The sequence below is a fragment of the Lacticaseibacillus huelsenbergensis genome, from assembly GCF_029726355.1.
Lineage (GTDB): Bacteria > Bacillota > Bacilli > Lactobacillales > Lactobacillaceae > Lacticaseibacillus > Lacticaseibacillus casei.
Map to the genome: position 1 here is coordinate 145,536 of NZ_CP120687.1, position 14,782 is coordinate 160,317.

The window sequence follows — 14,782 nt, forward strand, 5'->3', positions numbered from 1 at the left end:
ACTAGCCTTCAGTATCCGTGCCATCATCTTCAGGCGTCTGCGGAACCACATGCCAAATCTCACGGCCATACCGCTGAACCGTAAAGTCCGCCGAGAACCGGCCACTCTCCGCAATATTAACCAACGCCTTCTTCGCCCAAAGCTCCGGCTGCTGATAAAGCTTATCCAACCGCGCATTAGCCGCCAGATAACTCTCAAAATCCGCCAGCACGAAATACTCGTCATTGTACATCAACAGCGCATTGTAAATATCGCGGCCTTCCGTCTCAATCCCCGGAATCTTCCCATTCACGAGCATATCCAACACGGCATGCAACCGCGGATCCTTTTCATAAAAGTCCCGCGACCGATAATCGCCGCGCTGGTAATACCCGGCAATCTCCTTTTCGGTTAACCCGAAGATCTCGATATTATCATCGCCAACCGCATTCTTAATCTCGATATTAGCCCCATCCAACGTCGCCAAGGTCAACGCCCCGGCACTCATCAGCTTCATGTTACTCGTGCCGCTGGCTTCCTTACCGGCAGTTGAAATCTGCTCGGAAATATCCGCCGCCGGAATAATCTTTTCAGCCATCGAGACACCATAGTTCGGCAAAAAGACAACCTGCAAATAAGGACTGACTTCCGGATCACTATCGACCATATCGGCCACTGCATTCATAACCTTAATGATTTCCTTGGCATACACATAACTAGGCGCAGCTTTTGCTCCAAAAATATGCAGCCGCTTCGGTCGTTTCTCGCCGCGCTTAATCGCCAAGTATGCGTCCAGAATTCCTAAAAGATGCAGCAACTGACGCTTGTAAGCATGCAGTCGTTTAATCTGCACGTCAAAAATGGCATCGGGATCGACTTTGACGTGCACGGTTTGGTCAATATACTTAGCCAATTCCCGCTTGTTCTCCGCCTTGGTCGCATTTAAATCAGCCAAAAACCGCGTATCGTCAATGTAGTCATGTAATTTACGCAGCGCCAATGGATTCTGCCGCCACGCCGTTCCGATTTTCTTATCCAACAAGTGCGCCAGCGGCCGATCGCCGATTTGAATCCAGCGCCGCGGCGTAATGCCGTTGGTTTTATTGTTAAACCGCTCCGGAAAAATCTGGAAAAGATCATGCAGCACATCTTTTTTCAGCAATTCACTATGAAGCGGCGCCACCCCATTCACCGCGTGCGAGCCGATGGTTGCCAGATACGCCATACGCACCTGCCCGTTACCCAGCGGCGCAATGCGGTCAATCATAGCTTGCCCAAACTGCGGTACAAACGCCAACCGGAAGCGGCGATCGATTTCCTGCACAATCTGATAAATCCGCGGCAATAACCCGCTGAACATATCAATCGGCCAGACTTCCAGTGCTTCGGAAAGCAACGTGTGATTCGTATAACTCATCACTTTGAGCGTAATGCGCCAGGCTTCATCCCAGCCCACATGCTCATCGTCCATCAACACGCGCATCAACTCGGGAATCGCCATCGCCGGGTGGGTATCGTTAATATGAATCGCCACTCGATCGGCAAACCCGGCCATGCTGTTGTGAGTTCGACGATAATGCCGGACAATGCTTTGAATCCCGGCACTCGTAAAAAAGTATTCCTGCCGCAATCGCAATTCCTTACCAGCATTATCCGAGTCATCCGGATACAGAATCTGGGTGATCTGATTAATCCGTTCGCGCTGTTCCAAGGTAAAATGCGGGCCAGCATTAATCGGCGCCTCAGCCGACCACAGCCGCAGATTATTGATAACGCCATTGCGATACCCAACCATCGCCACGTCATAAGGCACGGCCAAGACATCATCGGTATTATGATAAATCACCCGCAAATGGCCGCTGCGACTCGGCCGCAATTCGACCCAACCGCCAAACTTCACGGTGACGGCGCGGTTTTCCTTACGGGTCTCCCAAGGAAAACCATTGCGCATCCAATCATCCGGCAATTCGACCTGATAGCCATTCACAAACGCCTGCTTAAACAAGCCGTATTGATAGCGAATACCATTCCCGTTGCCAGCCATACCAACACTGGCCATGGCATCCATAAACGCCGAGGCCAGCCGGCCCAGCCCGCCGTTACCTAAGCCGGGATCCGCTTCCGCAGCAAAGATCTTTTGTGGATGCAGATCCAATTCCTCCAAGCCAGCTTCAACTTCATCCAGAATTCCGAGATTCAGCAAATTTGATTGCAGCAGACGGCCCGGTAAAAATTCGATCGAGAAATAAAAGACCTGTTTGGTTTCTTCCTCGTCATAACGCTCCTTGGTGTTAGCCCAGGGCTGGGCGATATATGACCGCGTCAGTAACGCAAGCGCCTGATAAAGTTGCTGCGAAGACAGATCTTCAATCGGCGCCGCATACAATTTCAAGGCCATATCTTTGAATTCCGTGATGAATTGTTCCTTCGTTAATGACATCAAATATACACCTCATCAAAATAAACAACCGTAATCGTTCGCCTAAACATGAATAACGAGGCCCAATCAAATCTCCGCCATCTTGGGTTAGACGTTGCCCGCCTTACCTGCTTCGCGTGCGATTCGACCCGACCTCGTTGATTGCCACCTCATGCTTTGCCTAAAATTCGGTCATACCCCTTCAAATACGCAGCTGCCGAATGATGCCAGTCAAAATCCATGGCCATGGCTTGTTGCTGCAGTCGAGCATAAACCTTAGGCTGATCCGCGTAAACATTTTTGGCCATTCGTAAGATTTTCGCAAAGACACCAGCATTGTACTCCCAGAAACTAAAGCCATTGCCGGCACCGGTTTCCGCGTTATACGGCGTCACCGAATCCCGCAGTCCGCCGGTTTCATGCACGATTGGCAACGTTCCGTACCGCATCGCCATCATTTGCGCTAAGCCGCTGGGTTCAAACGCACTCGGCATCATGAAGAAGTCGGCTCCAGCATAAATCCGCTGCGCCATCGCTTCGTCAAAATTAATCCGCACGGCTAACTGCCCCGGGAAGCGATCCTGCATCGACAGTAAATCTTCTTCAAGATCGCGATCGCCAGTTCCCAAGATCACAACTTGGACATTATTCTGCACCAGGAAGTTTTCCAAGGCATCGACCAGTAAGTCAGCACCTTTTTGCCGGGTTAACCGACTGACCATCGCAAACAGCGGATCGGACCGCTTCGGCAAATGCATCTCTTCTTGCAAAACGCGTTTGTCGTTGGCTTTGCCTTTTAAATTCTTGGCGTTGTAATGATACGCCAGATGCGGATCGGTTTCCGGATCATACACTTCCGCATCGATCCCATTCAGGATCCCGACTAATTTACCACTTTGTTTGCGTAACGTGCCATCCAAATGCTCGCCAAACGCCGGCGATTGAATTTCCTGCGCATAACTCGGGCTTACCGTCGACACTAAATCGGCAAAATTGATGCCGCCCTTAAGCCAGTTGACCGAGCCATCCTGAGCAAACCCATTGTCATTAAAACTCTGGCGGCCAATTTGAAAGACCGTGTCCAGAATTGACGGCGGGAACCATCCCTGAAACTGTAGATTATGGATGGTCAACTGAGTTTTAATGTTTTGATACGGGCGAATCCAGCCATACTTCTCCTTCAACAGCACCGGAATAAACGCCGTGTGCCAATCGTTGGCATGAATGATATCCGGAATCCACTCAATGACCTGCAGCATTTCGATCACGGCCATCTGGAAGAAACCGAACCGGCCGCCATCATCCCAGTAACCATACAGGCCATCGCGATCAAAATACTGGCGGTTATCGATCAGATAATACGTCACATCCCCCAGTTTAATCGTTTTAAGACCCACGTAAACCGGGCGACCACCCATCTCAAGTGTAAAATGGGTCAGGTTCTTAACCTTAGGCAGATACTTAGCCGGAAACTTTTTTTCGTAAAACGGAATGGCAACCCGAATGTCGACGCCTTGCTTTTTAATTGCTTTTGGCAAGGCATACGTGACATCACCTAAGCCCCCGGTTTTATAAAACGGAGCACTTTCTGCAGCAGTAAAAAGAACTTTAAGCACGAGCCGTCACTCCCTTACCATCTGGCTGAAAGACTTTCTGATTCTTGGCGAATACAAGCGGTTCTTCCGGGGTACCTTCCAAAGCCAGGTTTGGCCCGATAATCACGCCTTTGTCCAGAATCGCATATTTCACGCTGGAGCCAGTGCCAACCTTGCTACCTTGCATGACAATGCTGTGATCAACCAACGCATCGCGATGAATGTGGACATTGCGGAAAAGAATCGAGTGGTTGACGTCGCCTTCAATGAAATCACCGGTGCCGAGCAAGCTGTTCGTCACTTTCGATTCGGTTGAGAAATACGTCGGAATTTCGTTCTTATTCTTGGTTTCAATCGAGTTGGCACTGTAAAGCAACGCCTGATAATTCTGATCCTCCAACATGCTCATGTTAGCGTCATAATAACGCTGAATCGTATTGAGCTTCGCCAAAAAGCCGGTGTATTCAAACGCATTGGCATTATTTTGCAACACGGCTTCGCGCATGATCTGCGGCAGGCGCTTGAATGTCGGTGCTTCGGAAGCGTCGATCAGTAAATCAATCAGGTCAATGGTGCCAATGAGGTAAATGTCCATGAACGCCGGGATTTTGCCTTCTTTAAGGTGACCGCGGTTTTCCGATGCTGGCACAACTGAGCTGGCAGTCCCCAACTCGGTCATGTCCAACGTGAGATCCTCCGGCTGCATCGCCGTTTCGGGTAAATTCTTGTAAACGGCGGTGACGGGACTTTCACCGGCTTGATGGTACGCCACAATCGCGTCCACATCGACATTAGCGACATTTTGGGTGCCCATAATGATCGTGTACTGGGCGCTGCTCTTGCGCAGAAATTGCAGATAGTCATCATAATAACGGGCCCGCAGCTGCGGATCTTCGTAATCGCGGCCAGCCATATACGGATACGTGAAAATACCGCCCGTGATCTGATCCATGTTCCAGGTGGACCCGCTGCGGATGTGGTCGGTCACACTGCGCCCGGATTTAGGCAGGAAAATCGCCACACTGCGAACATTGGCGTGATCCAGTGATGACAGCGGAAAATCAATGAGCCGGTAGCGCCCTGCAAATGGCAGCGTGCCGATCGGGCGGGCTGCCGTCAATGGCTGAATTTGGTCGTCTTTTTCATTCAGATCAATGATTGCTGCTAAATCGCCTTTTCTCATTCTTTTTCAGTCCTTCCTAAAACTTCCCCGTAACCGACAACACTAATTTCGTTTGGTTTCCCGATGACTTTGCCATTATCGCCAATGATCGCATTTTCGCCGACAATCGCATGATCCACGGTGACGTTCTTGCCGATCACGGCGTTTGGCATGATCATACTATCTTTAATGACTGAACCTTCCCCAATCTTGACATTTTGGCTCAAGATGCTGTGTTCAATGGCACCGGCGACATAGCAGCCGTCTACGATCATCGAGCCGGAGACTTTGGCGGTTTTGGTCAGGAACATCGGTGGCAGTGCTTCGTTTTGGCTGAAAATACGCCAGTTACGATTGCCGATATTGAGTGGGTTGTTCGGATTTAGAAACTCCATGTTAGCTTCCCATAAGCTCTGAATCGTCCCGACATCCTTCCAGTAACCCCGAAACGCGTAAGCATAACTGGCTTCGTTATGGGTTAGATATGCCGGAATGACGTCATGACCGAAGTCTTCCATCGCACCATCTGTCGCGTAACTTTCGGTCAGGTATTGCTTGAGCGTTGGCCAGTTGAAGATGTAGATCCCCATGGATGCCAAGTTGCTCTTTGGCTTGGCCGGTTTTTCTTCGAATTCGATAATCCGGTCAGTGTCGTCGGTGTTCATAATGCCAAAACGCTTCGCTTCGTCTTTGGCGACGGGCATGACGGCCACGGTCAGCGATGCTTTCTTGGCTTTGTGGTAGTCCAGCATGGCTTGGTAATCCATTTTATAAATATGATCGCCGGATAGAATTAAAAGGTATTGCGGATTATAAGAATCGATATACGCAATATTTTGGTAGATCGCATGCGCCGTGCCTTCAAAGAACTTTTCGCCTTCGCTTGAGGCATATGGCTGCAGGATCGTGACGCCGGCGCCGCGTTCGTTCAAGCCCCAGCTAGCACCGTTTTGAATGTGGCGATTCAGTTCAAGCGGCTGGTACTGGGTGATGACCCCCGCGGTGTTTACCCCGGAGTTGGCTAAGTTGCTCAGGGTAAAATCGATGATGCGGTAACGGCCTCCGAACGGCACGGATGGCTTGGCAGTGGTTTTGGTTAATTTGCCTAAACGCGTGCCTTGACCTCCGGCTAGAATGATTCCCAACATTTCAGTACTCATGATTGCGGCGCATGTGGTGCGCCTTCCCCCCTTACTTCTTTATATAAAAAGGTTCTCTGATACACCGTGCCAAACTCCGCGATCTCCGGCCAGCTGGGGCTGGAACGCTGTGGGCACGACTTTGAACCCGCAAAAACCGCGGTTTCAAAGCTCGGCCTTGGTCTAAAACGGGAAAACCACCCGTTTAAGACCAATTTCACAGCTGAGCCCCATCTGGCCTCCGATCGCTCCGCTTTGGCACTAACTGATTCCCGACGCTTTTATTATTTTCTGTCTCATGAAGATGTACGAAAACATCCTGATAATCTATAGACAGTGGCACGAGCGAGCACGGAGAAGCTCAGAAGCTCTTGTTTTTCTTCACACTCAGCGATGTTGTCGGCGGCTGCGCCCGCGCTGGGGTTGTTCCCCAATCTTTGTGGTGACTGATCGCCTCGCGTTTTTGAGTGGCGATGGCTTTGGGTGATGGGCTGCCGGTGATTGCTGGCTGGTGCTTGCTTTGTTGTTTTGGTGGCTTGGGCAGTGGTGCCAGTTTTTTAGGAGCGATGAGCAAGGCGCCCATGGCTGGTAAGATGACGTCGAGCCAGGCCGGTTCGCCGTGGGTGTTGCCTTCTTTTGCCGTCAAAGTTGCCTGCCACTTGGTCCAGGTGCCGCCGAAGTCGATGTTTTCTGTGTTCAATAACACGGTGTACGTGCCTAGTCTTGGCACCGGGATCTTGAAGTGGTCTTTTTGGACTGGCACAAAATTCATTGCGACCACCGTAAAATCATCTGGTTGTTTACCGTAGCGGATGTAGCTCATGACATCTGGTTCGTCGGCCATGGTGATCTTAATGCCGGCTGGTTGATGATCTTGTTGCCACAGGCTTGGACGGGCGGTGTATAAATGATTCAACGTCTTCGTGAACCCTTGCATCTTCTTATTCATCGGATCTTTCAAGTCAACCCACTCAAGCTGGCTCCAGTCGCGCCATTCGAGGAACTGTCCCCATTCACTGCCCATGAATAATAGCTTTTTCCCGGGGAATGTCGTTTGCCAGACATACATGGTGCGTAAGTTAGCGAACTGATTGTACCGGTCGCCTGGCATTTTGTGCATCAGGCTCTTCTTACCGTGCACCACTTCATCATGTGAAAATGGTAAAACGAATTGTTCGTTGTACATATACATGAATGAGAACGTCAATAAATTCATATCACTGTGGCGATACACCGGATCTTCTTCAAAGAACTTGAGCGTATCGTTCATCCAGCCCATGTTCCACTTGTAATTGAAGCCTAGGCCGCCGGTGTTGATCGGCGCCGATACCTTTGGATAAGCCGAGCTTTCTTCGGCCATCATAAGCACATCGGGATGCTTAGCGAACACTTTGGTATTCAACCGCTTCAAAAAGGCAATGCCTTCGAGGTTGTCACGGCCGCCAAATTGATTGCGGTCATTTTCCTTGCCGGCGTCATAGTCCATGTACAGCATGTTGGAAACGGCATCGACGCGCAGCCCATCGAGGTGGCAATGATCCAGCCAATACATGGCGCTGGAAATTAAAAAGCTCTGAACCTGTGCCTTGCCTAAATCAAAATTCCAGGTGCCCCACCGAACATTTTCCGCACGGTGAGGGTCGGTGTATTCAAAGGTCGGCGTCCCGTCGAATTGTGCCAGCATATCGGTATTTTTAATAAAATGACCTGGTACCCAGTCCATGATGATGCCAAGCCCGGCTTCATGTGCGGCATCGACAAATCGCAGAAAGTCTTCGGGATCGCCGAAACGGCTGGTCGGGGCAAAATAGCCCATCAACTGATAGCCCCATGAGGCATCGAGCGGGTGTTCCATTAATGGCAGAAACTCGATGTGGGTGTAGCCCAAATCCTTCACATACGGGATCAACTTATCAATGGCGTCCTGATACGTCATGTACCCGCCATCCGGGCCGGCATTGGTGTCGCGAATGAACGAGCCTAAGTGCACTTCGTAAATCGTCAGGGGTTCGTCATACGGCCGCCACTTGCTGCGCTTGGCCAGCCAGGTATCGTCATGCCAAGTGATCCGGGGGACATCAACCAAACGTGCAGCACTGCCGGGTTTACGTTCAAAACCGAAGCCATAAGGATCGATCTTTTCGTGGGTCGCGCCGTCCGGACCAACAATCTGGTACTTATATAACTGATGTTTCTGGGCAGACAATTCACCGTACCAACAGCCGGTTTGCCCTTGGAGCTTCAGCGGGCTGCCATGCCAATCGTTAAAATCACCGACAACCTGGACCTGCTTGGCGTGCGGCGCCCAAACGAGGAATGACCATTTACCTGGTTCCACTTCATGTGCCCCAAACCGGTTGTAACTTTGAAAATCCTGTCCTGTGTTGAAAAGATATAACCAATCTTTTAATCCTTGGATCATGATCACTGCTATACAAAATGTGGAAGAATGTCTCTTTGACACCAATAAAAGTTTTATATATTTCCTTTCTTGATTGACAATCCTACATTTCATTTAGTCCCGTCAACAACGGTATTCCCACTCTGAAATAATTCAGCATGACAGTGACCGCCTCCTGAACTTTAAGGGTATAGCCTACCCCGTAACCTTTGATTTTGCATAAGCCACCAGATTCTCAACGGCGTTTTCGTCTCGCCGCAACTTCACCCCACACTGGTAACAATGATAGTCATCATGACCAGTTCGGTGTTTCAAATTGCCCCTCAGTGTGACGCGTTCATCAGCCGTTTTAACATAACCACAGCGGGAACAGCGTTGCGTACTGGGGTAAAACCGATCCGCTAGCACTAACGTATTGCCATACCAATCGGCCTTATACTGCATAATCACTTTGAACTTACCAAACAATGATCGATGCAGGTTCTTCGCGAGACGTTTATTCATGCGCATATGGTGATTGTCCAGATCCTCAATCCCAATTAGGTCATAATCAGTGACGAGCATAGTCGTAAACTTTTGTAGTAAATCCGTTTGAATCCGTTCAACTCGTTGGTATTGGCGCTTCAACTTGGTTCTCGTTGTGCGATAAGCCGCGGAGTTAAAACGCTTGGGATTTACTTTCCGTTTGCGGGCTAATTGGCGCTGATAATGAGCAATACGAGTGTAAAGCACTGGCAGACGGTCAGGCAGGGTGGGTTGAGTCGCATAACCAGTTGACGTTTGATAGTCAAACTTGCCGATGTTGGCATCAACCCCAGTGACAGTTAGAGCCGGCCGCTTTTCAACAAAAGTCTGAACCTCAATTGAAAAGGAGGCATAGTAACCATCAGCGTCTTGAACGACGCAAACTTGTTTCAATTCTCCTTGCCAGCGCGGTTGTTCGGCTAGTTTGATGTCATACCACGTTCCAGCACCATGAGGTTTATCTAAACGTAACTTGCCATTCACAAGTTGCGCCCGATCCGTTTTGAACGTTTTGCGAGATCGTTTCTTAGATTTCCAGTTGGGCTTATCGTGATCTGGCATCTTCGGATTGAAGTAGTTCTTCCACGCTTTGCTTAAATCATTTACCGCGAGCTGCAAAACTCGGGCGGACTGCTCATACTGCCAGTCGGCTTTATTCCAAACCAGCTCATTACGCACCTTGCGTTCGTTAGGCCGCAACGTTTTATCCGCCATCACTAGAGATGCGTCGTACATGGCATTCCAAGTTTCAAGAGCTTGATTCCAAACAAACCGCCGATAATTGAAAAGCCTTTCCAGTTCACGCCGCATGGTTGCATTGGGATAGAGCTTAATCTTATGCGTTTTAATCAAAAGTTGTCACCTCCTCTCAATTAGCTGGCTAAACACTACTCGGGAGAAAGCTTGAAGTAGACGTTCAAACCAATGCTAAATAGCGGTACGATGCAAGCCCAATAGATCACTAGAACTAAGTCTCTTAGCAATATATTTCGCTAGTTGGCTTGATTTGAACACATGAACACCTTCCACTTATTTATTTTGTTCACGTTGTACCGCTTAGTTCAATGTCCTTCAAAATATTTGAGTGTTGTTAACAACCTCCCCCATTCACATGATTCGGCGTGCTTCACCTTCATCACGTATCGCGAATATTCCCTATCGCCCCAAGTGTAACAGCAAGACATTCAAAAGGCTCAAGAAACGCTCACCTGAACACTTTTATAAATAAAACGATTAGCTACCGCCAAGAGGAATATAATCCCCCTACGCGTCTAATTGTAACCGCTTACGGGAGATATTAACAGTAAATACAATTTTTTCGGTTGAGTTATTTGTGAGAATCGCCTAAGATGGAACCTATATTATTTAATGGAATCGCAATGTTAACCAAACTGACCAAATCTGCTGGTCTAGTTAAGCACCCAACCACTGGAGGGATGACGATGAGCGTCGATATAGATTGGAACAACCTAGGATTTGATTACATGCAACTGCCGTATCGCTATGTTGCCCACTGGAAGGACGGTGCCTGGGATGAAGGCACCTTATCCACTGACCCAAATCTAAGTCTCAACGAAGGCTCCCCGATTCTGCATTATGGCCAAGGCGCCTTCGAAGGACTCAAAGCTTACCGTACCAAGTCCGGAAAAATTCAACTTTTCCGCCCTGATCAAAATGCCCACCGGCTACATAACTCTGCGGAAAAGTTATTGATGCCACCGTTTCCTGAAGACCGGTTCGTGGACGCGGTCAAACAGGTTGTAGCTGCCAACCATGACTACGTGCCGCCATATGGTACCGGCGCCACGCTCTACTTGCGGCCAATGCTCATTGGGGTTGGTCCCAATATCGGCGTTGCACCGGCAAAAGAATACATTTTTGACGTCTTTGCCATGCCAGTTGGTCCTTACTTTAAAGGCGGCATGGTGCCAACCAAGTTTATTGTGGCCGATCAACATGACCGCGCCGCCCATTATGGCACCGGTCAGGCTAAAGTCGGCGGCAACTATGCGGCTTCCTTGCAAGCCGGTAAGTTTGCGCATGAACACGGCTATGGCGATGCGATCTATCTGGATCCAATTGAGCATAAGTACATCGAAGAAGTCGGTTCGGCTAACTTTTTTGGCATTTCCAAAGACGGTAAAACTTTGAAAACGCCAAAGTCTCCTTCGATCTTGCCAAGTATCACGAAGTACTCCATTTTGACACTGGCGCATGACCGGTTCGGCATGAAGACCGAGGAAACCAAGATTGCCATTACAGACTTAGATCAATTTGGCGAAGCCGGCGCGTGTGGCACCGCCGCAGTCATTACGCCAATTGCCAGCATCACTTACAATGGCCATGAGCATGTCTTTTATTCCGAAACTGAAGTCGGTCCTTACACTAAGAAAATTTACGATGAGCTGACCGGCATCCAGTTTGGGGATGTCCCGGCTCCGGAAGGTTGGATTGTGGACGTGCCGGTTGACTAGCTGAGTTTTTGAACTTGTCATCACCGTGCCGTGCCAAACTACGCAATCTCCGGCCAAATTAAAAGCAGCCGTCAAGTTTTTAACTTGACGGCTGCTTTTTAATTCATGAGTATCGCGATCTTTCTAATGATGAAGGCTTAAAATAACTGCCTAAATTTCCTGTCATATTTTGGTGTCGATGTCCGTGCGGCGCTTTTCATTAGCGTGCAAAGGCAATCAGGCGCCAGTAGTCACCGACACATGTTTGTAAGGTGATGCGTTGACCACCGCCAGTACCGGTGATGTCATCCCACAGATCCTGACCATCCGCGGTGACCGCGTTCGGGTTAACGGTTGCTAACCGATAAACGTGATACGTGCGGGCTTGGCCGGCTGCATCCGTAACGGTGATCGGCGAACCAATGCCTAATGACAGCATTGCGGCAAACGCTCCAGGGTTGTGCCCGATAAAGTGCGTATTTTCGCCGCTGTTATTGCTGTAGTTAGCTTGACCGCCCCAAGTAGCAGCGCCATTAGCCGGCGCAGCATCCATGCTTTCGTTACCAATAATATACGGTACGGTCACCCCAGCAAACATTAAGACCCGACTCGCATAAGTTGGTGCGGGTTGAACTTGTGGTTTAACTGGTTGCGCTGGTGTAACGACTGGTGCTGGCTTTGCCTGTTGAACCGGTGCTGGTGTTGCTGCCGGTGCAGAGGCTTGCCTTGTCGACGGTGCGGCAGCTGGTTTAGCGGCTGGTGCTGGTGTGGAAGCAACTGATGCCTTTGAAGCTGCCGGTGCTGGTGTCGAAGCCTTGACTGCGGTTTGGGCAGCTGGCTGTTGACTAGCAACGGTACCTGAAGCAACTGACCAGCTCGGATGGGCAACCGATTGATTAGCCGGTTGTGAAGCTGCTGTGCTATTGAGCAAATCAACCTTTGTCGATGAACTCGTTGCGGCTGGTGTTGATGCTTTTGCTGCCGGCGCAGGAGCTTTCGTAGCTGGGGCTGTCGTCGTACTTGCGGCTGGTGCCGAGGTGGTTACCTTGGCTGGTGCTGCAGGCACACTGGAAACTTGGGTCTCGGTTGTTGCCTTGGTCGTTGTCACAGCGACAGCGGAAGAAGCGGTTGCTTTGCTAGTCGAAACCTGCGTTGAAGTTGCAGCAGGCTGCTTGGTCGTTGTTTTGCTAGTAACACTGGCGACAACGGACCACTTCGGATGGGCAACTGCCTGTCCAGCCGGTTGAACAGCCGCCGTCGCGTCAAGTAAATCAACGGCAACCGTCGTCTTCTTGGCCACCGCGGTAGCTGTTTGTTTGACAGTTGCAGTTTTAACGGCAGATACGGTCGATGCCGTTGTCTTAACAGCGGCGGCTATAGATGCGGCCGTTGCGCTTGCCTTAGTGGTAACAGCAGCTGTTTTAACTGCCGTTGTCTTAGCTTCGGTTTGACTTGCCGCTGAATTTGAAACCTGTAAACCAAAATACTTGAGTGAACTTACCGGTGCGTTTTTAACAACGGATACATGATATTGCGGTGTCGCCTTAACTTGCGTCGGTGACGCCGTTTGACTCGTCGTAACGCCTGAACCACTTGCTCCGTGCGCCAGCGCCCCTGTCTGTTCAACAGGCAGCGCCGCCAGTTTTGCATTGAGCAAATCGCTTGAAGCACTTACAGCATTAACTTTCTCCCTTGTTGTGATACGCGATCCGGCCACGTCTTGGTGCTGCATGTGAAAGCCGACAGCTGATGTTACCACCAGTCCGCTTGCCACAAGAGCGAAAGTCATCAGACTCTTGCGTAACATATAGACTCCCCCAGTCCATATTATGAAACTGACTTACCACATAAATTCTTTTTTAGAGATGGCCATCTCTTGTTTTAGATTATGCACAAATTAATATAGCGGGTAAACAAATACGCTTACCTTTTAAAAGTGTCTTTGTTATTTATAATCAAAATAATACCCAATATTTCGCTATTTTCGTTTTATTTGACCATATTATAAAAGAAATATTTTTGAAAGTTGGTTATGGGCGTTGACTAACGGCCGTTGTTTTTCGAGTACAGGTGCGCTTTTGAGGCAGACAAAGGTTAGCGTGATCTGTCCATGAAAAAACTCCCAGATGACAATCAAGTTTGTCACTGGAAGTCCCGTTCACATTGATATCATGCCTACAAATTGCTTGCTCAGATACTGCCGCCGTGCACTTCAGTCGCGGCGACGGTCAAAATAAATGCATGCGGATCGACGGCATGGACTAATTCAATCAGCTGCTTGAAGTTGCTCTGCTCGACAACCACCATCAGCATTTCTTTAGCTTCATCGGAAAAGCCGCCGACAACTTGCTGAACGGTTAAGCCATGGGACGTCTCATCGCGAATCTGCTGTTTGATTAGTGGCAGTTGGTCGCTCATGACATAGACCACCTTTTTGCGATCAAAACCGGTCTCGACATAGTTCATGACAAGGCTGGTGATCGTCAAGGCAAACACTGCCAAGATAAACGCTTCGACGCCAGAAACCGGGATGTTAAACAATGACACCACAATATCGGTGACTAACAACATCAGCGACGGTTTCAACCCGAAGTATTTTTTAAAAATCAGCGGCGGCACCGTGGTCCCGCCGCTTGAGGCATCCATTTGGTACAGCAACCCAACGCCGAACGCGAAAACGACACTGCCAACAATGATGGCCAGCAAGCGATCGGTCACTAGGTTGATCTCAGGCGTGAGCCACAACAACAGCGGCAACATAAAGCTGCCGAATAGAATCCGCTTAAGCGTGCTGCGATCAAGGAAAAACCATGCCAACGCCAGCATACACAAATTGACGCCCATCGTGGTGATTCCCACCTGAACACCGGCTACTTCCTGCACCAGAATGGCAATACCGGTTGCTCCACCTGCTGCCACCGCATGCGGCGCGTAAAACATATTGATGCTCACCGCAATCAGCGTGAGCGCAAGCATGATCCACAGCCATTTCAGCACAGGATGCCGCATCGTTTTCTGCATCAAGCCACCCTTTCCGTTTGGGGTTCATCCGTTTCTTATCATATTAATAATATACGGGAAAAGTAACTTGTTGACAAACGCGTTTGTT

Annotated in this window: 9 protein-coding genes; 1 reads left to right on the top strand and 8 read right to left on the bottom strand. The window is 49.6% G+C overall.

The window, feature by feature from the left end:
- Position 1 precedes the first annotated feature (1 nt).
- The 6 genes from LHUE1_RS00685 to LHUE1_RS00710 form a co-directional block, all read right to left on the bottom strand.
- Positions 2–2,419 carry a glycogen/starch/alpha-glucan phosphorylase gene (locus LHUE1_RS00685; protein ID WP_049169320.1) on the bottom strand — a complete coding sequence of 806 codons (2,418 nt, stop codon included), beginning with the start codon at positions 2,417–2,419 and terminating at the stop codon, positions 2–4.
- Positions 2,420–2,568: 149 nt separating this feature from the next.
- Positions 2,569–4,014, bottom strand: a complete 1,446-nt coding sequence (gene glgA / locus LHUE1_RS00690) for a glycogen synthase GlgA (protein WP_049169318.1) — start codon at positions 4,012–4,014, stop codon at positions 2,569–2,571.
- Positions 4,007–5,176, bottom strand: coding sequence for a glucose-1-phosphate adenylyltransferase subunit GlgD (glgD, locus tag LHUE1_RS00695; RefSeq protein WP_047105716.1), 1,170 nt, complete (start codon positions 5,174–5,176; stop codon positions 4,007–4,009). The genes glgA and glgD overlap by 8 nt, the downstream gene beginning before the upstream one ends.
- Entirely contained in the window at positions 5,173–6,315 is a 1,143-nt protein-coding gene (locus LHUE1_RS00700) for a glucose-1-phosphate adenylyltransferase (protein ID WP_049169315.1), read from the bottom strand. The genes glgD and LHUE1_RS00700 overlap by 4 nt, the downstream gene beginning before the upstream one ends.
- A gap of 340 nt (positions 6,316–6,655) precedes the next feature.
- A complete protein-coding gene (glgB, locus tag LHUE1_RS00705) occupies positions 6,656–8,716 on the bottom strand; it encodes a 1,4-alpha-glucan branching protein GlgB (protein WP_213291519.1) in 2,061 nt (686 codons plus the stop codon).
- 174 nt (positions 8,717–8,890) lie between these two features.
- A complete protein-coding gene (locus LHUE1_RS00710; RefSeq protein WP_213291518.1) occupies positions 8,891–10,072 on the bottom strand; it encodes an RNA-guided endonuclease InsQ/TnpB family protein in 1,182 nt (393 codons plus the stop codon).
- Between the two features lie 590 nt (positions 10,073–10,662).
- Here LHUE1_RS00710 and LHUE1_RS00715 point away from each other — a divergent pair.
- Complete coding sequence (locus tag LHUE1_RS00715) at positions 10,663–11,694, top strand: branched-chain amino acid aminotransferase (protein WP_049169294.1); 1,032 nt, start codon at positions 10,663–10,665, stop codon at positions 11,692–11,694.
- Between the two features lie 199 nt (positions 11,695–11,893).
- Here LHUE1_RS00715 and LHUE1_RS00720 read toward each other — a convergent pair whose 3' ends face one another.
- Together LHUE1_RS00720 and LHUE1_RS00725 are read right to left on the bottom strand one after the other, a co-directional pair.
- Positions 11,894–12,739: a sortase domain-containing protein gene (locus LHUE1_RS00720; protein WP_080978093.1), complete on the bottom strand. Its 846-nt coding sequence runs from the start codon at positions 12,737–12,739 to the stop codon at positions 11,894–11,896.
- 1,124 nt (positions 12,740–13,863) lie between these two features.
- Positions 13,864–14,694, bottom strand: coding sequence for a YitT family protein (locus LHUE1_RS00725; protein WP_049169292.1), 831 nt, complete (start codon positions 14,692–14,694; stop codon positions 13,864–13,866).
- Positions 14,695–14,782 lie beyond the last annotated feature (88 nt).